The organism is Streptomyces sp. NPDC002845 (assembly GCF_053591955.1).
Window position 1 is genome coordinate 94,218 of the sequence record NZ_JBSFUU010000022.1, and the last position, 19,734, is coordinate 113,951.

Consider the following 19,734-nt stretch of genomic DNA (forward strand, 5'->3'; position numbering starts at 1 on the left):
CGGCGTCAAGGGGCGACGCAAGCGAATACGTATGGACGTCGGCCAGCGCAAGAACCCGTTTTCGGCCTTTCCCGGCACGCCCGCGCGGAGCGTGCCCCTCCCAGCCTCTGGCCGCCCTATGCTTCTACGCGTTTGTAGAAGGCTCGCGCGCAAGCCGGGCCCCGCGCTTTTGGGGGACGTCACACATGGCTTCGATCGACCTGGACAAGGTGCTGGACAAGGCGTGGGCGGACAAGAGCCTGCCCGAGATCATGGCCGCCCCGGTGGGGGCGCTGAAGGGGGTCTCCGACCGTGACGGCGAGCTGCTTCAGGAGGCGTTCGGGGTCAAGACCATAGCGGACCTGGCCGAGTTGAAGTACGTCCGCTGGGCGCAGGCGCTCGCCGCTCTCGACGGGGCCAAGTAGCCGGCCCCGAACTGCCGTGGTGCCGCGTACCCCTGTCGGGCGAGCGGCACCACCCTCATGGAACACACGCACGTTTAAGGAGTGGACGCCACGATGGTGTTCAAACGACTGCTCGGCTCGCTCGGCGTGGGCGGCCCCAGCGTCGACACGGTCCTCGACCCGGGCGCGGCCCGCCCGGGCGGCAGCCTCACGGGCCAGGTCCATCTCAAGGGAGGTGAGGCCGACTTCGAGATCGAGCACATCACCCTGGAGCTGGTGGCCCGCGTCGAGGCCGAGCACGACGACGGGGAGAGCGAGGGCGCCGTCGCCTTCGACCGGTTCACCGTCGGCGGGGGCTTCCGGCTCGCGGCGGGTGAGCAGCGCAGCGTGCCGTTCGGTGTGACGCTGCCGTGGGAGACCCCGATCACCGAGCTGTACGGCCAGCCGCTGGGCATCGTGCTCGGCGTGCGCACCGAGCTGGCGGTGGCCGGCGCGAAGGACAAGGGTGACCTCGACCAGCTCACCGTCGCTCCGCTGCCCGTCCAGGAGACGGTCCTGGAGGCCCTCGGCCAGCTCGGCTTCGGCTTCAGGTCGGCCGATCTGGAGTACGGCCGCATCGGCGGCACCGGGCAGCAGCTGCCCTTCCATCAGGAGATCGAGCTCACCCCGGCCCCGCAGTACGCCCACCAGGTCAACGAGATCGAGGTGACCTTCCTCGCCAACCCCGGCGGCATGGAGGTGGTCCTGGAGGCGGACAAGCGCGGCGGCTTCTTCTCCGAAGGGCACGACGCGCTCACCCGCTTCACGGTCGGGCACGACGACTCCCGCGACTGGAACAGCGAGGTCGACGGCTGGATCCACCGGCTGGTCGAGCACCGGGCGTCGTACGGCTCCCACTCCGCGTACGGCCACGGCGACCCGTACGCCGGTCACGGCCACGGCGGGCACGACAAGCACGACGACCACCACCACGACGGCCACCGCTCCGGCCCCGGCATGGGCACCGCCGTCGCGGCGGGCGCGGCCGGGCTCGCCGTCGGGGTCGTCGGCGGCATGGTCGCGGCCGAAGTCGTCGACGAGGTCGGGGACTTCTTCGAGGGCGACGAGGAAGAAGAGGGCTGAAGCCCGCCAACGGCAGGTGGTAGAGGATGCGCAAGCAGGGTGCGGAAAGAGCGAGCCTCTCCGCACCCTGCTGATAGCTTCTACGTTGCTGTAGAAGAATCATTGTCCGGAGCACCTCCGTCCGGGCATCCTTCCGACACGTACGGAGTTCTCATGGCCCTGTGGGACCGCCTCAAGGAGTCCGCATCGCAGATGCAGACCCAGCTCACGGCGAAGAAGAACGACCTCAAGAGCGGCGCCTTCCGCGACGCGAGCATGGCGATGTGCGCCCTCGTCGCCGCCGCCGACGGCACCATCGACCCCTCCGAACGCCGCCGCGTGGCCCAGCTCATCGCCACCAACGAGGTCCTGCAGAACTTCGACGCCATGGATCTGCAGCGCCGCTTCGAGGACAACTTGAACAAACTCACCACCGACTTCGACTTCGGCAAGGTCGGTGTCCTGCAGGAGATCGCCAAGGCGAAGAAGAAGCCCGCCGAGGCGCGTGCCGTCATCCAGATCGGCATCGTCATCGGCGGCGCCGACGGCGACTTCGACAAGACCGAGCAGGGCGTCGTCCGCGAGGCGTGCTTCACCCTCGACCTGCCGCCGCACGAGTTCGACCTCTGACCGACAGACGGCCATGCGCCGGGCCGGTGTCGTAAGGGCGCCGTGGCCCGGCGCGCGGCCCACGGTGAGAGCTGGGGTGGCGACGTTGAACGCCGGCCGGTCCTCCCGTCCGAGTTCCCTGCGGCATGTCCGCACAGCCGCAGTCCTGGCCGGCGCGGGGATGCCGGTCAGCATCGCGCTCTCGGCCCTCCCGCAGGAGCCGATCCCCCTGCCGTTCAGCGCGGGGGACCACGAGGACCGGCGCAGTGGCCCCGCGGCCGTCACCAATGAGGCCGCAGCCGTGTTCCACCTGGTAGAGCGTGCTGGCCTTCCCGTGGAGAACACGGTCCTCCATACCCACCGTGACGACGACCCCGACGGGCTCCTGGGCCCACACGACGGCTACCGCAGCAAGCTCGCCTTCGAGGGCCGCCGGATCGACGGCGGTGTGCGCGCTGATCGCCATCCCGGTCGACATGTGGGCCTCCCCCATCGGGGGCGTCGGCTCGACGGGGACGAGCGCGGGGGTCGCCCTGGCGGGCATCCTGACCGGCTGGCTGATGCTGTTCGCCTGTCTGTTCGCGCTGCTGGCCTTCGTGGGGCTCGTCGCCGGACTCACGGTGCTCGTGGACCACGCCTGACGAGCCGTCCCTGCCGGACCGCCCGTGCTGGTTCAGAGGGGCGTGGCCGCATGCAGGATGAAGAACATCGTCACCGCGGAGTTCGCCGACGACATCGCCGACACGGCGGTTCCCGCCGCCGCACCCCACGTGGCCAGTCCCACCGACGTGAACACCGACGGCCAGCGGCGCACCACCGGAGCGGGCCCGAGCAGCGCCGCCACCCGGCGCGGTACCGGCCCCGGCGCCGCGAGCCCCGCGAGCGTGGGCACCGGCGTCCCCCGCGACACGAGAGCCGCCTTACCGATCGCGCCCGCCACAGTCCGACGGCTGCCCACCGCCTGGGCCGCCTCCTCGTCCGCCCACCGCTCCACCGTGTACGACACCGCCGTACGCAGCGGTCGCAGGAACGGGTTGGCGCGGGCGGCCAGTTGAACGGTGAGCAGGAAGCGGTGGTGCCGGGCGGCCAGGTGCGCCCGCTCGTGGGCGAACAGCGCCCGGCGCTCGGCCGGTTCCAGGCAGTCCAGCAGGGCCGTGGTCACCACCACCCGGTCCCGGCCACCCCCCGGCAGCGCGTAGGCGTACGGGATGCCATCGGGCAGGACGGCCACCTCCGTACCCGGCAGCCCGGCCAGCGCACGGTGGGCGCGACGCCGCACCCGGCCGTGCCGCCACAGCGTCCGACCGCAGGCCACGACCACCACGGCGAGCGCCGGGATGGCCGCCTTACCGACGACCTCGTCGTACGGGACCGCCTCGCGAACCTCGGGGTCCGACCAGCCGTCCGGCAACGGGTTGCCCGGCAGCTGGGCGGTGCCGACCACCATCACCAGCCCCAGGCACACTGTGCTGCACGTCCCCATCACCGCGGCCACTGAAGTCAGCAGTCGCGTCGCGGTACGCGGATGCAGATGCTGCTCGGCCAGGCGGGCGATCGGCCATGCCGTCAACGGCAGGACCAGCGGCAGAAAGACGAAGACGCCCATGAGATGTCAGGCTTCCCCTTCGCCCCGGGGCCGACCCAGCAGTTCGCGCAGCAGCCGCTCGTCGTCGGGGCCGAGGCCGGTGACGAAGCTGGCCAGCACCGCCTCCCGGTCGCTCTCGGCGTCCAGCACCTTGCGCATCTTCCGGGCGGCCAGACCCGCCTGGTCCGAGGCGGACGTCCAGGCGAAGGACCGGCCCGCCCGCTCCCGGGTGACCGCGCCCTTGGCCAGCAGCCGGGTCAGGATCGTGATCACCGTCGTATAGGCGAGGTCCCCACCCAGACGTTCCTGCACCCAGCCCGCGGTCGCCGGGCCGTCCGCCTCACGCAGCGCCGACAGGACCAGCGCCTCCAGCTCGCCCTGCCCCCGCCGCCGGGGACGCTGCCGGTGATCCGTCACGCCCTGTCTCCCTTCCGCTGCCGCCCGTTTCCCGGGCGGACATCGTATAGACGCCCGGAGCGCCTCCACGCCACCCGAGGAGTCATTCATCGACCCACCACCGCAACCTCTACATAATTGTAGAAGCTAAGCTGCCCGGACGCGCCCGCCACGGGCAACGCCGATCGAAAGGAACGAGGAGAGGACGGGTGTCATCGCATGGCTGGTTCTGGGCCTGCTCGCCGGCGCGATCGCCAAGGCCATCCTGCCCGGACGGGACCCGGGCGGCTGCGCCGGCACGACGTTCATCGGCATCGCCGGCGCCTTCGTGGGCGGCTGGCTGTCGTCGGAGTTGCTCGACCGGCCGGTGCAGCGGGAGTTCTTCGACGCCGCGACCTGGGGCTCGGTCATCGCCGGTGCGCTGGTGCTGCTGATCGGCTACCGCCTCCTGTTCGGCAACTCACGGGACTGACAGACCACTTCACGGCCAGCACCGCGCAAACGGTCACGCGTCCGACGTCCGGCCGCGCCCCCCCTTCCACTTTCTCTACAGTGCTGTAGATTCATAATCCTGGTCCGCGCCGTGGACCGCGATTCGCACCTTCCGAGAAGGAGTACGCAGTGGGAGTTTCCCTGGCCAAGGGCGGCAACGTCTCGCTCAGCAAGGAGGCGCCGGGCCTGACCGCAGTCCTGGTCGGCCTGGGCTGGGACGTCCGCACCACCACCGGCACCGACTACGACCTCGACGCCTCCGCCCTGCTGCTCGACGCCTCCGGCAGGGTCCTGTCCGACCAGCACTTCATCTTCTACAACAACCTCACCAGCCCCGATGGTTCGGTCGAGCACACCGGCGACAACCTCACCGGTGAGGGCGAGGGCGACGACGAGTCCGTCAAGGTGAACCTCGCGGCCGTGCCCGCCGAGGTCGACAGGATCGTCTTCCCGGTGTCCATCCACGACGCCGAGAACCGCGGGCAGAGCTTCGGCCAGGTCCGGGGCGCCTTCATCCGCGTCGTCAACCAGGCGGGCGGCGCCGAGATCGCCCGGTACGACCTGTCGGAGGACGCCGCCACCGAGACCGCGATGGTCTTCGGTGAGCTCTACCGCAATGGCGCCGAGTGGAAGTTCCGCGCGGTCGGCCAGGGCTACGCCTCCGGCCTGGCCGGGATCGCCGCCGACTTCGGCGTCAACGTCTGACACGGACCGATCTGACACCGCCGGACCCGTCACTCGGAGACAGGCCCGGCGGTCGCGCCCACCGAGGCGGGCCTGCAGCATGGCCTCCTCGGTGGCACGCCTCAGCAACCCCCGGGAGACCACGTGGCCGGCCCGCACCGCCTCCGCCCGGAGGACCCCGCGGACTTCGAAGCGGTACTGCATCTCGCACTGAGCACGACGGACATCCGCAGGGCCCTCCTCGCCGACCCCGCCGGCCGGGCGGCCGACCACCTCCGCACCCGGGGGCCCTCGCAGCCGCCGACGAGATCACGGCGGAGGCAGGAGACGCCTACGACGCCTGCCTCGCCGTACGATCGTCAGCCCAGCACGGCTCGAAGCACCCGACGGACAAGGCCACCCTCCTCCCCGCATTCACCGTGCTCACGCCGCTGGTGGCCGCCACATCCGCGGCGGTCCTGCTCCCGCTCGGCTACGTTCTCCAACTCGCCGACCTGGCAGGCACCTTGCCCAGCCTCACTCGTCACCGCAGGCTGGATCCTTGCACTCATCGCGGCAGGGAGCACCCTGCTCGCCGTGACCGCCCCCCTGCGCATGGCGATACGCCAACACGGCGCCCCGTCGGCCGACCGCCTGGAACAGGCGCGACTGACCTGGCACCAGGCGCTGCTCGACCGCGCAATGCTGCCCCACCTGCGGCGCTGTATCAGCGAGGACCCACTCCTTCGCACCACGCTCCCGAAGCGCCCACCCACCGGCCCCGACGACACCGCGCGCCACATACCCTGACGATCCGCCCGCCGCCTCACCGCGCAACAACACCGTACGCAAGAGCCGAACCCACCCGAAGGAGCACCCTCATGTCGGTCAACCTGAGCAAGGGCCAGCAGATCAGCCTCAGCAAATCCGATGGCAGCAGCCTGACCTCGGTACGCATGGGCCTGGGCTGGCAGGCCGCACCACGCAAGGGCTTCCTCGCCAAGCTCACCGGCGCGCGCGAGATCGACCTGGACGCCTCCGCCGTGCTGTTCGCCTCCGGACAGATCGCCGACGTCGTCTTCTTCCAACACCTGACCAGCGACGACGGTTCAGTCCGACACACCGGCGACAACCTGACCGGCGGGGCCGGCGCCGGAGGCGACGACGAGGCCATCCTCGTCGACCTGGCCCGCATCCCCGCCCACGTCGACCAGATCGTCTTCACCGTCAACTCCTTCACCGGCCAGACCTTCGCCGAAGTGCAGAACGCCTTCTGCCGTCTGGTCGACGAGCCCACAGGAACCGAGCTGGCCCGCTACACACTCACCGGCGGCGGGAACCACACCGCCCAGATCATGGCGAAGGTCCACCGCAACGGCAGCGGCTGGCAGATGAAGGCCATCGGCGAACCCGCCGTCGGCCGCACGTTCCAGGACCTGCTGCCGTCGATCTCTCCGCACCTGTAGACGGCCTCGCCCGTAAGCGCGGCTTCCGCAGCCTCCCAGCCGCTCCGGCCAACGGCGGCCGACCACGAACCGGGACGGCGATACCGCCACCATCCCGCCGCTCGATATGCTCGCGCCGCGCCCGGCCCAGGCTCAAGGAGAACGACAGGACCCGCATGTTCGGACTGAGCGAACTCGCCATCATCCTCATCGTCGTCATAGCCGTCCTCGCCGCAAAGAAGCTCCCCGAACTCACCCGCTCCGCAGGCAAGCCGCCCGCATCCTCAAGGCCGAGGCCAAGGCGATGAAGGAGGAACAGCCCGCGCCCACACAGCAGGCGGAAGAGATGGCACCTCGCGTCATCCAGGGCGAGACCATCACCCCCACCACCTGCAACACGACCCACACCGCACGGACCTCCGCACCTCACCCCCAAACGCCAGGTTCCGGGCAGTCATCGGGGCCTCAAGACTGAAGGACCGCGGCCAAGGCCGGGAGCCGACAGCCAAGGGGCACGCAAGTTGGCCCCGGCGGGGATCGCGGCCACTGGGCAGTCCGCAGGATGGCGCGCCGCGTGGCCCATGCGGCCGGGCGGGAGCCCGAAGTGCCAGTGGGGCGCGTCGAGATGAGGAGCAGGTCTGCTGAGGCCGCGCGGGCGAGCAGCAGGCTCATCACCAAGCAGTCGTCGGCCCCACTCTGCGGTGGCTGGGCGTCCCTGGCTTCAGTCGGGGCCATCACGGCGAATGAGAATCGAGGAGTCTGCCACCTTCGTCCGCAGGGCGGGGAAGGTCTGGGCAGGAAACGGCGCGTGCGTGATACCGGGGGGACAGCCGTGGAGATCATGGTGATACGGACGCGGGTGCTTGCCGAGGCGCCGTCTCGTGTGTGGATAGCGGTCAGTGGCACCCTCGGCGCCGCCACCGCGCCTCGCCTCCGACAGAAGCTGCGTGCCTGCGACGACGGCAAGCGCAGCGAGTTCTTCCTGGACATGAGAGAGCTCCGCTACGAGGGCGAGCTGCCGGCGGACGTCCTTCGGGAACTGTTCGCGCTCGGCACTGAGGGGCGTTTCCATCTCATCGGCGCTCCCTCCGAGATCCACGCGTGCTTCGCGGGTGATCCGCGATTCACACCGCACTCCCGCCTGGAGTCGGCGTGGAAGATGTGGATGTGACACCCACGCCGCCCAGGGCCCCTCTTTACTGGCACCTGCATGGACGCACAGCCCAACCGCCGGTAGGAGGAGCGCGAGCAAGGGGCAAAACTCCGGGCAGAAACCTCGTCTCCCATGCGCCATCACCGAACGGATGCCGCCACCGAGGGGCGTCCTTCGGCACATAAGGCGCGGCTCAGGCCCGCCTGGTGACCGCCGATCAGTCAGCCGATGTCACTCCTGCTGCGGAACCACCGCCACCGGACACTCGGAGTGGTGCAACACCGTGTGCCCCACCAGGCCGAGCTGCGGACCGAGGTGGCCGCGACGCCGACGGGCCCCGATGACCAGCAGGTCGGCCGCCGACGACCGGGCCACCAGCGCATGGCGTGCGGAACCCTCGACAAGCGCACGGTGCACGATCACGCCGGAGTACTCCTTGGCAACGCCGCCCAATGCCTCGTCGAGCAGAACCGAGGCGTGATCCTCCTCGGCATGGGCGGGCTCCCCGGTCAGCAGCGGATGCGGCGCAGTCCTGTGCGCCGGGCGACGCCAGGCCCGTACGGCCTCGACTTCGCACCCGCGCACCGCGCCCTCCCGGAGGGCATACCGGACCGCTGCCGGGGCTGTGGCACCGCCGACGCCCACGACGATACGGCCGTTGGCGGCTTGTCTGTTCTCCGCCCAGCCGCGTACGACGACGACCGCACAGGGGGCCCGGGCCGCCAGGGAAAGACTGACCGAGCCAAGCAGGAGCTCCCTGATCGGGCCCCTGCCTCGTACCCCGGTCACGACGGCACCGGCGAGGCGCGCCTCGCGCAACAGCGCCGACACGGGATCCTCCGGCACCACGCCGGTGCTGATCTCCACCGCCGGTGAGCGCTGCCGGGCACGCTGGGCCGCTCGCGCCACGACACTCTCGGCAAGGTCGTGCTCGGTCACCACGTCCGAGACGGCTCCGGGGGTGTCCGCCAGGGCCGCACTCTCGTACCGCTCCCACAGCGAGGCGTGGACGATCCGCAACGGCAGACCGTGGCGGGCCGCCTCGTCCACGGCCCAGTCGACGGCGTGGAGGCTGGGCTCCGAGCCGTCGACCCCCACGACCAAGGGCAAAACCATGGTTCCCACCGCCTTCAGCGCGCCAGGATGCCCTCTCATTCTCCCTCCACCCGGGCCAGCGCGGCTCGTACACCATCCGGCCGGCGGCAGCCGGGAAGGTGTCCGAACGGTGCGTACGCGAGTGTCGCCGAGCACTCGGTGTACGTCCATCTCGCACCCGCTGCCGGGGTATCGCCCGCAGGCGGCCAGCACCGCTGCGGGCCACCGGTCGACATCACCGCCTGGAACCCACCTCGCCGAACTGACGGTTGCCTCGCATCTGGCCGAGGCCGGCGTTCCGTTCCGGTTCAACACCGACAAGGGACCCGATTTGCTGCCGCAGTGCGGGCAAGAGACTTTCGGCATCGAGATCGGCTCCCGGCACCCGAGGAGTGTGACGGACCTCAGCCACACCCTGAGCCAGGGGCTTCGCGCCTGTGGCTTGCCCGCAGCCGTGAGCATCCGGACGCATCCGGTCCCGCCCGTGTCCATCAGGGCGAGCGTTCGGGAGGCGATCATCGAGGGGTTTCTCCCCGCCGGCGGCAGGCCGGGGGTCACTTCCCTGCGAGTCGAGGCGTCTCCGGCGCGGCCCGAAGACGGCATTCCGGCTTCCTGGCTGTCGATTCGGGTCAGCCGCGATCGTGGTTACACGACCATGTCGGCGCCGTTCAACAGCCCGCACGTGACCGCGATGGCGCAGGACGTGGCCGCCAATGTGCTCCGGGAGAAGCGGAAGAAGCGCCAGTCGAAGCTGATGCCGACGGTACTGATCATCGACCTGAGCGGTAACGACCTCCCTGATCTCCGGTGCTGGCCGGAGGTGTTCGGTGCACTCTGGGAGCCCGGTGACGAGTTCCTCGCCGTCGGCGGCATGACCGTCAGCACCCGCAGCCGGGAGCCCGAGCTGCGGTTCTCCCTGAACCCGTTCGTGGATCGGCAACTGCTGGAGCGGGTCACGGCACTGCTCTGGAGATGCCGGGTGTTCACGGATGTGGCCGAGCAGTTGAAAGGTGGTCAGCGGCGCGCCGGCTGATCGGTCGGACGCTGCGCCTGGACATCCCCAGCTGTGCAAGGTGCGTTGGCAGGTGAGGCTCCCTGTCGCCATGCGCCGGCCGCCCCGGCGCGTCATGGCGGGGCTCGCTTCGGCGAGGCCGGCGTCGAAGGACCTGTATCGCCGGGTGTGGGTTCCGCTGTTCAGGGATCTACTGGGCGGCTTGGACGACTCCTTGGATGGCCTGCCTGATGCGGTCAGCTGCGTGGTCGGGGTCGGGCTGGCCGGTGTCGAGCCAGGTGATGACGGCTTCGAGGGTGAGGGTGGGCACGAGTTGCGCCGCCCAGGTCCGCCAGGGGCTGTCCGGGATCGTGTCGGCGAGGTGGCGGGCGGCGATCTCCATCGAGGCGGACCGGATGCTGTCGATGACGTCGCGGAACTCGGGTTCGCGGGCGGCGTGGCGGAACAGCAGCCGGAACCCGTCGGGGTCCGCCGCGGCGGCGCGCAACAGCGCGGCGACGCTGTTCTCGTCGTAGTCGTCGATGCCGACGGTCTCGGCGAGCCGGGTGCAGGCGCGGTCGAGTACGGCGCGGTAGAGGTCGCTCTTCGAGGCGAAGTGCCGGTAGAGGATCACGTGGGTCACGCCGGCTTCCGCGGCCACGTCGTCCAGGCCGGTGGCGGCGAAGCCGGTGCGGGCGAAGGCGCGGGTGGCCGCGTCGAGGATCTGCTCACGCCGCTCGGCCCGGGGCATGCGCCGAGCACGAGCACGCTCAGGCTGACGTACTGACGCCGTCCGAGAGGGCTGCCGGTCGGCTTCGGTCACTCCAAACCTCCTCTTGTTTAAGCCAGACTATACAAGTAACTTGTTTAATAGGTCTTATACAAGCTCGAATAAACTTATGGAGGTTGCCATGGCCGTCGCGGCCCAGTTGCCGTTCGAGCAGTCGGATCCGTTGCGGATCGCGCCACGGCTGCGTGAGTTGCAGTCCCAGGGCACGGTGCACCGCGTGCGCACTGCGGTGGGGGACGAGGCGTGGCTGGTCACCGGCCACGCGCAGGTACGGCAGCTGCTGGACGACGACCGGCTCGGCCGGGCCCATCCGGCCCCGCAGAGCGCGGCGCGGACCGGGGAGTCGGCATTGTTCGGCGGTCCGCTGGGCAACTTCGCCACCGAGGCGGCCGACCACGCACGCATGCGGTCGCTGCTGCAGCCGCACTTCTCGCCTCGGCACCTGCGGGCCCTGCGCCCGCGGGTTGATGCCCTGACGGCGCGGCTGCTGGACGAGCTGGCCGAGCAGGGGCCACCGGCGGACCTGCACGCCGCGGTGGCGGTGCCGCTGCCGATCCTGGTGATCTGCGAGCTGCTCGGTGTGCCGTACGAGGACCGCGAACAGTTCCGCGACTGGACCGCCGACGCCGCCAGCATCCGCGACCGCGCCCGTTCGGAACGAGGGCTGGCCGAGTTGTTCGGCTACGGCCAGACGTTGGTAGCCCGCAAGCGGGCCGAGCCCGGTGACGATGTGATCTCCCGGCTGTGCGCGACCGAGGGGGTCTCCGACGACGAAGCCGCCGGGCTGTCGATGGCGTTGCTGTTCGCCGGGCACGAGACCACGGTGGTCCAGATCGGCCTGGGCGCCCTGCTGTTGCTGACCAACCCGGAGCAGTGGCAGGCCCTGGTGGACGACCCCGGTCTGGTCCCCCATGCGGTCGAGGAGATCCTGCGCGCGCCGGGCAAGGGCGGCGGCGGTATCCCCCGCTACGCGCGGACCGACCTGGAGATCGACGGAGTCACCATCCGGGCCGGAGAGCTGGTACTGCTGGACAACGGCGCCGCCAATCACGACCCCGCCGTCTTCCCCGACCCGGACTGGGTGGACATCACCCGCTCGGCCGCGGCCCATCTCAGCTTCGGGCACGGCGCCCGCTACTGCCTCGGCGCGCCCCTGGCCCGCATCGAACTGCAGGCGGTGTTCGCCCAGCTGGTGGCACGGCTTCCGGCCCTGCGCCTTGCCGTCGGCATGGAGGAGTTGACCATGCGGCGCGACACGCTCACCGGCGGCCTGGCCGAGCTTCCGGTGCGGTGGTGATCGGCATGGGACGCGGCACCTGTGTGCATCATCCGGTCTTTGCGCGGCTCTACCCGCTGATGGGCCGGGCCATGGAGCGGGGCGGCATGGCCGAACACCGCCAAGCCCTACTCGCCCGGCTCACCGGCGACGTGATCGAGGTCGGTGCCGGCGACGGGCTCAACTTCCCGTACTACCCAGCCACTGTCGCCCGTGTCCTGGCCGTGGAACCGGAGCCGCACCTGCGAAGCCTCGCCCAAACCGCCGCCAGCCAGGCGCCGACGCCGGTCGAGGTCGTCGACGGCCTCGCCGAGCAGCTCCCCGCCGAGGACGCCACCGCGGATGCGGTCGTAGTGTCGCTCGTGCTGTGCTCGGTACGCGACCAGGACGCGGCACTGCGGGAGTTTCACCGGGTCCTCAAGCCGGGCGGGCAGTTGCGGTTCCTCGAACACGTCCAGGCCGACACCCCTGGTCTGGCCCGCTTCCAGCGCGTGCTCGACGCGACCGTCTGGCCGCGGTTGGCCGGGGGTTGTCATACCGGCCGCGACACGGCCGCGTCGGTCGAGCGGTCCGGGTTCACCATCGAGCGGCTCGACCACTTCCTGTTTCCCGACGCCCGCATGCCTGCCTCGTTCCACATCCTCGGCACCGCCGTACGGTCTGATTCCGGCTGACCAGGTGGCGGCCGAGGCCGCGGACTCGGGCCGCACCGTCGTCCGGATCACGCCGACCACGGCCATCGACGACAACCGCACCTCCGACCTCGTCGCCGACCTGCGCGACGATCTCGACGAGGACGCCCCCGAGGCCCTGGTGGGAGGGCCGGCCGCGCAGAACCACGACATGACCGAGGCGCTCGCCGCCTCCGCGCCCGGCATCATCGCGCTGGTGCTGGTGATGTCGCTGCTGATGATGCTGATCGTCTTCCGCAGTGTGGTCATCGCGCTGGTGTCGGTGGTGATGAACCTGCTCACCGTCGGCGCGGCGTTCGGCATCGCGTCGATCATCTTCCAGCACGGCGTGGGCGCCTCGCTGATCGGCATCGAATCCCAGGGCTTCATCAACGCCTGGGCGCCGGTGTTCTTCTTCGCGATCCTCTTCGGTCTGTCGATGGACTACCAGCTGTTCCTGCTCGCCTCGATCCGTGAGAAGTACGAGCTGACCGGCGACACCCGCACCGCGGTACGGGACGGCATCGCCGCGACCGGACGGCCCATCACCAACGCGGCCGTCATCATGGTCATCGTGTTCGTCGCTTTCGGCGTCACCGGCCCGATCCCGCCCACCGAGCTCGGCATCACCCTGGCCATTGCTGTGATCCTTGACGCGACGATCGTGCGCATGCTGATCGTGCCGGCGTCCCTGGCCATCTTCGGCAAGGCCAACTGGTGGATGCCCCGCTGGCTGGACAAGGCGCTGCCCGCCTTCACCTTCCGGCACTGAGTCGAAGGAGAATGCCACAGTGGTGCGGGCAGCCGTGCCCGCACCACTCACCGCCCCTCTGATCTGACGTGACCGTGAACAGTAAGCCCTTGTGAGGAGCACCGTGCCCCGCTTCGGAATGCTGATCGACCTCAACACCTGCATCGGATGCCACGCCTGCTCGGTGGCCTGCAAGAACGAGTTCGACGTACCCCTCGGGGTCTTCCGCGACACGGTGAAGTACGTCGAGGACGGCGAATACCCCAAGGCCACCCGCCACTTCATCCCCGTCCTGTGCAACCAGTGCGAGGACGCGCCCTGCCTGAACGCCTGTCCCACCGACGCCATCACCCGCCTGCCCAACGGCGAGGTCGTCATCGAGGAAGGCGACTGCAACCTCAACCGCTTCTGCATGGCCGCCTGCCCCTACGACGCGATCTACGAGGACCCGCAGACCCAGACCGCGAGCAAGTGCACCCTGTGCGAGCACCGCACCTCCCAAGGTGGCCAGCCCGCCTGCGTGGAGGCATGCCCCACCGGCTGCCGCGTCTTCGGTGACCTCGACGACCCGGACAGCACGATCTCCGCCAAGATGCGTGAGAACGAGACCGAGGTGTGGAAACCGGAGGCGAACACCCGGCCGAAGGTCTTCTACGTCGACCCCAAGCGGGCCCTGCCACTCATCGCGGTCGACGGCGTCCAGGTCGACACGAACGCCGACCTGAAGGGGCAGTGAGGCCATGCTCACCACCCTGGCCCAGGTCGCGCCGTTACCGCACGCCGCCCCCTGGGGTGGCCTGCTGGCCGCCTACTTCACCCTGATCGGCATCCCGAGCGGACTCACGCTGGCCACCTGGTGGCACCGCAGCCGGTTCCCCACCGCCTCCCTCTCCCTGGACTGGCGCACCACCTGGCTGGGCCTGCTCCTGCTGAGCGGCGCGGGACTGCTGCTGACCGTCGACCTCGGGCGGCCCGGGCGCTTCTTCCTGATGCTCACCAAGTTCGGGAACTGGGACTCGCCCATCTCGCTCGGCGCGAAGATCATCGCGGTCAAGACGTTCCTGCTCGCCGTCGCTCTGTACCTGCTGTGGCGCAGGCGTACGGCGTCGGAAGGCGCCCCGGCCCCGCTCCCGGCCCTCGGCACCGCCAAGTACCTGGACAACGCGGTGGTGTGGCTGCTCGGCTTCACCAGCGTCGCCCTGGCGGTCTACCCGATCTCCGTACTGGCCCGTACCTGGGTCTCGCCGCTCGCCTCCACGAGCGGCTCGGCCCTGATCTTTCTCGTCACGTCCCTGCTGATGGGCGCCGCCGTGCTGCAGCTCGTGCAGACATGGGACCCGGAGGCGACCACCCTGCAGGCTGCCGTGCACCGCCGGGCCACCCTGGTCCTGCTGATGACCTACGCGGCCGCGCTGGCCTTCACGGCCGTGTCCGTGCCGAACGGGCCCGCCAAACAGGCACTTGAGTCCGTATTCAAGGGCGAATGGGCACCTCTGTTCTACGCCGGAGCGATCGGTCTCGGGCTGATCGTCCCCCTCGCCCTGCTCACTCTGGTGCGTGACGGCCGCTGGACCCGCCTCACGGCAGCCGCCGCGATCCTCGCCGGAACCGCCGCCGTCCGCTACCTGATCTTCACTGCCTGACACCCCGGGGGGAACCGACGATGACCACCGACACCGCCGCTGCGGACACCGAGACACCCGACAGCCCGCCGGGCCCCGATGGCTGGGAACTCGGCCGCCGCGACCTGCTGAGGATCGGTGCCGCAGCGGGCGCGGCCCTCACGGGCCTCGGCACCATAGAGATCATCCGTGACCCGAAGCCGTCCGCACCGGTCGGCAAGGGCACGACCCGGACCACAGCCGTCCCGTCGATGTGCCAGATGTGCACCACCGCGTGCGGCATCATCGGCCACGTCGCGAACGGCCGTCTGCTGAAGATCACCGGCAACCCGGAGGACCCCAACAGCCAGGGCGCGGTGTGCGGCAAAGGGGTCGCCGGCCCGTCCGTGCTCTACGACCCGTTCCGCCTGCTGTATCCGCTCAAGCGGGTGGGCGAGCGCGGCTCGGGGAAGTGGAAGCGCATCAGCTGGGAGGAGGCGTACACCGAGATCGCCGGGCGGCTGAAGGAGATCCGTGAGCGGGGCAAGCCGGAGGAGTTCGCCTTCCAGCAGGGCCGCAACCGGTCCAAGGAGGTCACCGCCCGGTTCCTGAACGCCTACGGCACCCCCTCGCACTTCAATCACCGCGCGCTGTGCTCCAACAACCGGCGTGCCGCCATCGCCACCACGATCGGCGAGTCCGACTGGGATCTGGGCGACTTCGAGAACACTCGGTATGTGCTGAACTTCGGCTGCAACTGGGCCGAGGCCCACCAGGGCCACATCCCGGTCGCCATCCGCATGATGCGTGCCCGCGAACGCGGCGCGAAACTGGTCACCTTCGAGACCCGCCTGTCCAACACCGCCGCCCTGTCCGACGAATGGTTCTGCGTCAAGCCCGGCACCGACGGCCTGATCGCCCTCGCCATGGCGAACGTGATCTGCCGCGAGGGCCTGTGGGACAAGACATGGTTCGACACCTGGTCGAACCATCCGGCCGACGCGTTCGCCGAGCACGTCGCCGCCTACACGCCCGAGCGGGCCGCCAAGGAAAGCGGCGTGCCTGCCGAGGACATCGTCCGCATCGCGCGGGAATTCGCCGCCGCCGCGCCCCGGTGCACGACGATCTGCAACCGCGGCTCGCAGTCCCATCGCAACGGCTTCTACAACGACCGGGCCATCACCGTCCTCAACGCCCTGGTCGGCAACATGGGCAGGGAAGGCGGCTGGTGCTGGCACCCCAACTCGTCCTGGGACAAGGACGCCATCCCAGAGCCGGAGCCGGTGCCGGACAAGCCGACGGCCAGGAGCGTCATCGCCGAGGCCAGGGACTGGCCGGTCGCGAACGCCTTCAAGCAGCAGAAGGTCGCCGAGATCATCTACCTCTGGATCAAGGAGCGCCGGCAGAAGGTGTCGGCCCTGATGACCTACAACGCCGACACCGCCTGGTCCTTCCCCGAAGGCAAACTCGTACGCAGTGTCCTGGCGGACGAGGAACTGATCCCCTTCCACGTCTGCATCGACGTGATGTACTCCGAGACCTCACACCTGGCCGACATCATCCTGCCCTGGACCACCTACCTGGAACGCTGGGACATCGACTCCCGCCCGCCCCAGGGCCTCGTCGACTACGTCGGCCTGCGCCAGCCCGTCGTCCCACCACGCGGACAGTCCAAGGACATCCGCGAGATCTTCCCCGAACTCGCCCGCCGGATCGGCGGCGGCATGGAGAAGTACTTCCCCTGGCAGACCACCGAGGAATACCTGGAGGAGTACTTCAAGCCCATCCCCGGCGGCTTCGCGCACATGAAGGCCAAGGGCATCTACATCGACCCTGACAAGAAGCCCTTCTACGAGCCCCACGTCACCCGGCTCACCCCGGAGGAACTCGAGGGCTCCCGCGAGGACCCCAGGACCGGGATCATCCACAAGGGCACCGACGACAAGACCGGCGAACCCACAGCCATCGGCATACGCGTGGGCGGCATCGCACGGCGCGGCTTCCTCACCCCGTCCCGCAGGGTCGAGATCCACAGCTCCTTCGTCGTCGGCAAGGGCAAAGAGGTCGGCAAGGACGTGGAGCCGCTGCCGGTGTACGAGCCGATACCCAGCCACCAGCGCGATTTCCCCGACGACCACTTGATCATGACCAGCTACAAGATCAACGTGCACAACGGGCACCGCACCATGCAGTCCAAGTGGCTGCAGGAGATCTCCCACACCAACCCCGCCCTGATCAACCGCGCCACCGCCGACAAGCTCGGCATAGGCGACGGCGACTGGATCGAGGTCACCAGCTTCCGTCCCGACGACGCGGCCGTGCCCGGCGGCGACGGCTCCAAGCTCGGCACCCTGCGCACCCGGGTGCGCCTGACCGAAGGCGTGCACCCCATGGTGCTGGCCATCGCCCACAACGCCGGCCGCAGCGTCGGCGGCGCCTACGCCACCAACGGCAACGACGCGACCGGCAACCCGGGCTACGGCGACATCGCCGACGCCGACCTGGACCGGCTGTGGTGGCAGGGCACCCTCAGCGTCCCCCAGAACGACCTGCTGCCGATCTACCCCGACCCCGTCGCGGGCGGCCAGGCGTACCACGACACCGTCGTGCAGATCCGGAAGGTGTGACCGCGTCGTGAACCAGATCCCCGTCGCCGCCGACCACGTCAAGGCGTACACCGGCCTGCTGCGCCTCGCCGTTCGCCTGTTCAGCCGCGAGATCGACCCGCTGCTCCACCGGCAGATGATCAACGCGGACGCCCACACCCGGGACGACCACCGGCCGCTCGCCGACCCCGCTCTCGCCGAGCGCGAGGAGCCCGAGGCCCTGGAGGAGCTCGCCGCCGAGTTCTGCCGCCTGTTCATCGGCCCGCAGCCGGTCTGCCCGCCGTACGCCTCCGCCCACCAGGGCGAGGTCAAACTCGGCGGACGCTCCGCCCGCGACATCGGCGCCTTCATGGAGCACTACCAGCTCCAGCCAGCACTCGGCCCGCAGGACGCGGTCGTCGACCACGACCACCTCGCCGTCGAGCTCTCGCTGCTGGCCCACCTCTACCGCGTCGCCGTCGGAACCGCCGACAGCGACCTGACCATCGAGCAGGCGTGGCGTGCCGCCCACGAGCTGCTGCACGTCCACATCCGGCCCTGGGCCGACAGCTACCTCAAGGAGCTCGAAACCACCGCCGAGTGGGCCCCGTACACCACCATCGCCCACCTGGTCCGGCGCGTGCTGCAGGAAGCCGCAGACTGGCCGGCCGACATCCTCACCCTCCCCGCGAAGGAGAACATCATGGTTACCGTCTACTCCACCACCGTGTGCGGCTACTGCGACCGTCTGAAGAAGCAGCTCGACCGGGAGAACATCCCGTACACCGAGATCGACATCGAGCAGGACGCCGAGGCCGCCGCGCTCGTCGAAAAGGTCAACAACGGCAACCAAGTCGTCCCGACCGTCGTTTTCGCGGACGGCACCGCCATGACCAATCCCGGCGTCCTTCAGGTCAAGCAGCACCTCGCCGGCACTGCCTGACCCGCATCCACGTAAACGGAGCCGCACCATGTCCATCGTCGAGCACCTACGGGACGGGCCCGCCTATCTCGACTACAACGCCACCACCCCCCTCGACCCGGACGTGCTGGAGGCGATGCTGCCCTACCTGACCACCCACTTCGGCAACCCCTCCAGCGGCCACGCCTACGGCCGCCCGGCCGCGGCTGCGGTCGCCACCGCCCGCCGTCAGGTCGCCGACCTCATCGGCGCGGAGCCGGAAGAGGTCGTCTTCACGGGAAGCGGTTCCGAGGCCAACACCCTCGCGCTGCGCGGCGCCCTGCTGCCCGCGCTGCGCGAGGGCCGCGACCACCTGGTCACCCAGGTCACCGAGCACCCGTCGGTTCTGGAGACCTGTGAGGCGCTCAAGCGGCTGCACGGCATCCAGGTCACCTACCTTCCCGTGGACGGACACGGCCTGGTCCACCCCGCGGCCCTCCGCTCGGCCGTCACCGACCGCACCGCCCTGGTCTCCGTCCACCACGCCAACGGCGAGACCGGCACCGTCCAGCCCATCGCCGAACTCGCCGCCATCGCCCATGAGGCAGGGGCCTTGTTCCACACCGACGCCTCCCAGACGATCGGCAAGATCCCCGTCGACGTCCGAGCCCTGGGCGCGGACCTGCTCACCGTGACCGGCCACAAGTTCTACGCTCCCAAGGGCGTGGCCGCGCTCTACTTGCCGAAGCGGTTCCACTTCGAGCCGGTCATCTGTGGCGGAGGACAGGAGCGGCGCCAGCGCGCCGGCACCGAGAACGTCCCCACGCTCGTCGGCCTCGGCGCGGCGGCCGTCAAGGCGGCCGCGCTGCTGCCGACGGAGCCTCAGCGCCTGACCACGCTGCGCGATGCTCTCCACGCCCAGTTGAGCCAGGCCCTCCCCGGCCGGGTCACACTCAACGGACACCCCGACCAGCGGCTGCCCAACACCTTGAACGCCAGCATCAGCGGAGTGATCGCCGCCGAGGCCCTGGCAATGGCCTCCGACCTCGCAGCCTCCACCGCCTCCGCCTGCCACTCGGGCGCTCACCGCCCCTCCGACGTCCTGCTCGCCATGGGCATCAGCGAACAGCGTGCCCTCGGCGCGTTCCGCCTCAGCCTCGGCCGCTGGTCCGACGCCACCGACGTCGACCGCGCGGTCGCAGCGATCACCAAGGCGGCCTCGGAGGCGACCCATTGAAGGAGCGCC

At 69.9% G+C, this 19,734-nt stretch carries 22 protein-coding genes and 2 pseudogenes; 20 read left to right on the top strand and 4 right to left on the bottom strand.

Going from position 1 to position 19,734, the window contains the following annotated elements; genetic code table 11:
• The first annotated feature begins 185 nt into the window (after positions 1-185).
• The 4 genes from ACWD3C_RS18160 to ACWD3C_RS18175 all read left to right on the top strand — a co-directional run bounded on the left by ACWD3C_RS18160 (position 186) and on the right by ACWD3C_RS18175 (position 2,734).
• Positions 186-404, top strand: coding sequence for a hypothetical protein (locus ACWD3C_RS18160; protein ID WP_451144994.1), 219 nt, complete (start codon positions 186-188; stop codon positions 402-404).
• Positions 405-497: 93 nt separating this feature from the next.
• Positions 498-1,505 carry a sporulation protein gene (locus ACWD3C_RS18165; RefSeq protein ID WP_451144995.1) on the top strand — a complete coding sequence of 336 codons (1,008 nt, stop codon included), beginning with the start codon at positions 498-500 and terminating at the stop codon, positions 1,503-1,505.
• A 153-nt stretch (positions 1,506-1,658) separates the two neighbouring features.
• Complete coding sequence (locus ACWD3C_RS18170; RefSeq protein WP_451144997.1) at positions 1,659-2,114, top strand: tellurite resistance TerB family protein; 456 nt, start codon at positions 1,659-1,661, stop codon at positions 2,112-2,114.
• A 341-nt stretch (positions 2,115-2,455) separates the two neighbouring features.
• Positions 2,456-2,734, top strand: coding sequence for a hypothetical protein (locus ACWD3C_RS18175; protein WP_451144999.1), 279 nt, complete (start codon positions 2,456-2,458; stop codon positions 2,732-2,734).
• Between the two features lie 32 nt (positions 2,735-2,766).
• Here the strand turns inward: ACWD3C_RS18175 and ACWD3C_RS18180 are convergent, their stop codons facing one another.
• Positions 2,767-3,699: a M56 family metallopeptidase gene (locus ACWD3C_RS18180; protein WP_451145001.1), complete on the bottom strand. Its 933-nt coding sequence runs from the start codon at positions 3,697-3,699 to the stop codon at positions 2,767-2,769.
• A gap of 6 nt (positions 3,700-3,705) precedes the next feature.
• Positions 3,706-4,095 (bottom strand): BlaI/MecI/CopY family transcriptional regulator, encoded by a 390-nt coding sequence (locus tag ACWD3C_RS18185; protein ID WP_451145003.1) that lies wholly within the window; start codon positions 4,093-4,095, stop codon positions 3,706-3,708.
• Between the two features lie 163 nt (positions 4,096-4,258).
• Here ACWD3C_RS18185 and ACWD3C_RS18190 point away from each other — a divergent pair, with 163 nt between their 5' ends.
• The 6 genes and pseudogenes from ACWD3C_RS18190 (at position 4,259) to ACWD3C_RS18215 (ending at position 7,845) form a co-directional block, all read left to right on the top strand.
• Positions 4,259-4,546: a GlsB/YeaQ/YmgE family stress response membrane protein gene (locus tag ACWD3C_RS18190; protein WP_451145064.1), complete on the top strand. Its 288-nt coding sequence runs from the start codon at positions 4,259-4,261 to the stop codon at positions 4,544-4,546.
• 149 nt (positions 4,547-4,695) lie between these two features.
• Complete coding sequence (locus ACWD3C_RS18195) at positions 4,696-5,271, top strand: TerD family protein (protein ID WP_451145005.1); 576 nt, start codon at positions 4,696-4,698, stop codon at positions 5,269-5,271.
• Positions 5,272-5,826: 555 nt separating this feature from the next.
• Positions 5,827-6,039, top strand: a complete 213-nt coding sequence (locus ACWD3C_RS18200; protein ID WP_451145006.1) for a hypothetical protein — start codon at positions 5,827-5,829, stop codon at positions 6,037-6,039.
• A gap of 71 nt (positions 6,040-6,110) precedes the next feature.
• A complete protein-coding gene (locus ACWD3C_RS18205) occupies positions 6,111-6,695 on the top strand; it encodes a TerD family protein (protein WP_451145008.1) in 585 nt (194 codons plus the stop codon).
• A gap of 155 nt (positions 6,696-6,850) precedes the next feature.
• Positions 6,851-7,149: pseudogene (locus ACWD3C_RS18210) on the top strand (twin-arginine translocase TatA/TatE family subunit).
• A gap of 333 nt (positions 7,150-7,482) precedes the next feature.
• The gene (locus ACWD3C_RS18215) at positions 7,483-7,845 is read left to right on the top strand and encodes a hypothetical protein (RefSeq protein WP_451145010.1); all 363 of its coding nucleotides are present in this window, start codon (positions 7,483-7,485) and stop codon (positions 7,843-7,845) included.
• A 213-nt stretch (positions 7,846-8,058) separates the two neighbouring features.
• Here the strand turns inward: ACWD3C_RS18215 and ACWD3C_RS18220 are convergent, their stop codons facing one another.
• A complete protein-coding gene (locus tag ACWD3C_RS18220; protein WP_451145012.1) occupies positions 8,059-8,943 on the bottom strand; it encodes a universal stress protein in 885 nt (294 codons plus the stop codon).
• A gap of 463 nt (positions 8,944-9,406) precedes the next feature.
• Between ACWD3C_RS18220 and ACWD3C_RS18225 the strand changes: the two genes are divergently transcribed.
• Complete coding sequence (locus ACWD3C_RS18225) at positions 9,407-9,955, top strand: hypothetical protein (protein WP_451145014.1); 549 nt, start codon at positions 9,407-9,409, stop codon at positions 9,953-9,955.
• 169 nt (positions 9,956-10,124) lie between these two features.
• Here ACWD3C_RS18225 and ACWD3C_RS18230 read toward each other — a convergent pair whose 3' ends face one another.
• Entirely contained in the window at positions 10,125-10,664 is a 540-nt protein-coding gene (locus ACWD3C_RS18230; RefSeq protein WP_451145016.1) for a TetR/AcrR family transcriptional regulator, read from the bottom strand.
• Positions 10,665-10,824: 160 nt separating this feature from the next.
• Here ACWD3C_RS18230 and ACWD3C_RS18235 point away from each other — a divergent pair, with 160 nt between their 5' ends.
• The 9 genes and pseudogenes from ACWD3C_RS18235 to ACWD3C_RS18275 all read left to right on the top strand — a co-directional run bounded on the left by ACWD3C_RS18235 (position 10,825) and on the right by ACWD3C_RS18275 (position 19,725).
• Entirely contained in the window at positions 10,825-12,000 is a 1,176-nt protein-coding gene (locus ACWD3C_RS18235) for a cytochrome P450 (protein ID WP_451145018.1), read from the top strand.
• Between the two features lie 5 nt (positions 12,001-12,005).
• Positions 12,006-12,653, top strand: a complete 648-nt coding sequence (locus tag ACWD3C_RS18240; protein WP_451145020.1) for a methyltransferase domain-containing protein — start codon at positions 12,006-12,008, stop codon at positions 12,651-12,653.
• Between the two features lie 4 nt (positions 12,654-12,657).
• Positions 12,658-13,422 carry an MMPL family transporter gene (locus ACWD3C_RS18245; protein ID WP_451145022.1) on the top strand — a complete coding sequence of 255 codons (765 nt, stop codon included), beginning with the start codon at positions 12,658-12,660 and terminating at the stop codon, positions 13,420-13,422.
• 103 nt (positions 13,423-13,525) lie between these two features.
• Positions 13,526-14,137 carry a 4Fe-4S dicluster domain-containing protein gene (locus tag ACWD3C_RS18250; RefSeq protein ID WP_451145024.1) on the top strand — a complete coding sequence of 204 codons (612 nt, stop codon included), beginning with the start codon at positions 13,526-13,528 and terminating at the stop codon, positions 14,135-14,137.
• A 4-nt stretch (positions 14,138-14,141) separates the two neighbouring features.
• Positions 14,142-15,044 (top strand): NrfD/PsrC family molybdoenzyme membrane anchor subunit, encoded by a 903-nt coding sequence (gene nrfD, locus ACWD3C_RS18255; protein WP_451145026.1) that lies wholly within the window; start codon positions 14,142-14,144, stop codon positions 15,042-15,044.
• 20 nt (positions 15,045-15,064) lie between these two features.
• A complete protein-coding gene (locus tag ACWD3C_RS18260) occupies positions 15,065-17,629 on the top strand; it encodes a molybdopterin-containing oxidoreductase family protein (RefSeq protein WP_451145028.1) in 2,565 nt (854 codons plus the stop codon).
• A gap of 115 nt (positions 17,630-17,744) precedes the next feature.
• Positions 17,745-18,143 (top strand): annotated as a pseudogene (locus ACWD3C_RS18265) (molecular chaperone TorD family protein); the annotation flags it as partial.
• Between the two features lie 147 nt (positions 18,144-18,290).
• The gene (locus tag ACWD3C_RS18270) at positions 18,291-18,530 is read left to right on the top strand and encodes a mycoredoxin (protein ID WP_451145066.1); all 240 of its coding nucleotides are present in this window, start codon (positions 18,291-18,293) and stop codon (positions 18,528-18,530) included.
• A gap of 28 nt (positions 18,531-18,558) precedes the next feature.
• A complete protein-coding gene (locus ACWD3C_RS18275) occupies positions 18,559-19,725 on the top strand; it encodes a cysteine desulfurase family protein (protein WP_451145030.1) in 1,167 nt (388 codons plus the stop codon).
• The last annotated feature ends 9 nt before the right edge of the window (positions 19,726-19,734 follow it).

Excerpts from the sequence above, each read along its gene's own strand:
- ACWD3C_RS18160 (WP_451144994.1), top strand. The coding sequence starts at position 186 with ATGGCTTCGATCGACCTGGACAAGGTGCTGGACAAGGCGTGGGCGGAC.
- ACWD3C_RS18170 (WP_451144997.1), top strand. The coding sequence starts at position 1,659 with ATGGCCCTGTGGGACCGCCTCAAGGAGTCCGCATCGCAGATGCAGACC.
- ACWD3C_RS18205 (WP_451145008.1), top strand. The coding sequence starts at position 6,111 with ATGTCGGTCAACCTGAGCAAGGGCCAGCAGATCAGCCTCAGCAAATCC.
- ACWD3C_RS18260 (WP_451145028.1), top strand. The coding sequence starts at position 15,065 with ATGACCACCGACACCGCCGCTGCGGACACCGAGACACCCGACAGCCCG.
- ACWD3C_RS18165 (WP_451144995.1), top strand. The coding sequence starts at position 498 with ATGGTGTTCAAACGACTGCTCGGCTCGCTCGGCGTGGGCGGCCCCAGC.
- ACWD3C_RS18240 (WP_451145020.1), top strand. The coding sequence starts at position 12,006 with ATGGGACGCGGCACCTGTGTGCATCATCCGGTCTTTGCGCGGCTCTAC.
- ACWD3C_RS18275 (WP_451145030.1), top strand. The coding sequence starts at position 18,559 with ATGTCCATCGTCGAGCACCTACGGGACGGGCCCGCCTATCTCGACTAC.
- ACWD3C_RS18230 (WP_451145016.1), bottom strand. The coding sequence starts at position 10,664 with ATGCCCCGGGCCGAGCGGCGTGAGCAGATCCTCGACGCGGCCACCCGC.
- nrfD (WP_451145026.1), top strand. The coding sequence starts at position 14,142 with ATGCTCACCACCCTGGCCCAGGTCGCGCCGTTACCGCACGCCGCCCCC.
- ACWD3C_RS18180 (WP_451145001.1), bottom strand. The coding sequence starts at position 3,699 with ATGGGCGTCTTCGTCTTTCTGCCGCTGGTCCTGCCGTTGACGGCATGG.
- ACWD3C_RS18220 (WP_451145012.1), bottom strand. The coding sequence starts at position 8,943 with ATGGTTTTGCCCTTGGTCGTGGGGGTCGACGGCTCGGAGCCCAGCCTC.
- ACWD3C_RS18235 (WP_451145018.1), top strand. The coding sequence starts at position 10,825 with ATGGCCGTCGCGGCCCAGTTGCCGTTCGAGCAGTCGGATCCGTTGCGG.
- ACWD3C_RS18270 (WP_451145066.1), top strand. The coding sequence starts at position 18,291 with ATGGTTACCGTCTACTCCACCACCGTGTGCGGCTACTGCGACCGTCTG.